The sequence below is a fragment of the Microvirga sp. P4_G7 genome (assembly GCF_056401005.1).
This window is the reverse complement of the sequence record NZ_JBFUKD010000937.1, coordinates 1-1,144: the sequence shown is the minus strand read 5'-3', so window position 1 is coordinate 1,144 and position 1,144 is coordinate 1. Positions and strand designations below refer to the sequence as shown.

The following is a 1,144-nucleotide window of genomic DNA, read 5'->3' as shown; positions in this document are numbered from 1 at the left end:
GATCGAACCACATCTCAAGGAGCTTCGATGTCCTTCAAGAAATCCATCGTCACGGCCGCGCTCGGGCTTTCGGTCCTCGCGGGCTCCTGCTTGGGTGCGGCAGCTCAGAGCGGGGAGAAATTGAGGGTGGTGGCCACCTTCTCGATTCTCGGCGACCTCGTGCGGCAGGTGGGCGGCGAGCGCGTCGACGTCGCGACGCTAGTCGGGCCCAACGGCGACGCCCACGTCTATGCACCGACTCCCGCCGACGGACGACGCCTCGGCGAAGCCAAGGTCGTCTTCGCGAACGGGCTGAAATTCGAAGGGTGGATCAACCGCCTGATCAAATCCTCCGGCACCAAGGCGGCGATCGTCGAGGCCGCCACGGGCGTCAAGCCGATCACCAGCGAAGAAAACGCGGATCATGGCGATCATAAGCACGCCCATGATCACGGAGCCTTCGATCCTCACGCGTGGCAGAGCGTCGCGAACGCGCAGATCTATGTGGCCAATATCCGCGACGCCCTCAGCGCGGCCGATCCCGCCGGCAAGGCGACCTACGGGGCGAATGCAGCCACATACCTGAAGGCACTCGATGACCTCGACAAAGAGATCAAGGCCCTGGTGGATCGGATTCCGGCCGAACGGCGCAAGCTCATCACGTCCCACGACGCCTTCCGCTATTTCGAGGCCGCCTACGGCATCGATTTCATCGCGCCGCAAGGCGTCTCGACCGATGCGGAGGCCTCGGCCAAGGACGTCGCCAAGATCATCCGGCAGATCAAGGCCGAGAAGATCAGCGCGATCTTCGTTGAGAACATATCTGACCCGCGCCTGATGGAGCGCATCGCCAAGGAAACTGGTGCAAAGATCGGGGAACCGGTTTTCTCCGATGCCCTATCAGACCCCAACGGCCCGGCGGGGACTTACATTGATATGATGCGACACAATATAAAGGCGTTCAGCGCAGCCCTTTCGAGCTGAGCCGTGTCGTCTCCCCTTCCTGTCGCGGGGAGATGCCGCCGGCCTTTCGTTTCCAGGATGACCCCATGTCCGACAAGATTCCCGTCACCGTTCTCACCGGCTATCTCGGCGCCGGCAAGACGACGCTCCTCAACCGCATTCTCACCGAGCCGCACGGCAAGCGCTACGCCGTGATCGTCAA

General features: G+C 62.4%; 2 protein-coding genes. Both read left to right on the top strand.

Features of this window, described 5'->3' with window-relative positions:
• Positions 1 to 27 precede the first annotated feature (27 nt).
• Positions 28 to 963, top strand: a complete 936-nt coding sequence (locus AC1DT3_RS22070; RefSeq protein WP_477467313.1) for a metal ABC transporter substrate-binding protein — start codon at positions 28 to 30, stop codon at positions 961 to 963.
• Positions 964 to 1,028: 65 nt separating this feature from the next.
• The coding region (locus AC1DT3_RS22065; RefSeq protein WP_477467312.1) for a GTP-binding protein at positions 1,029 to 1,144 on the top strand (116 nt) is incomplete at its 3' end.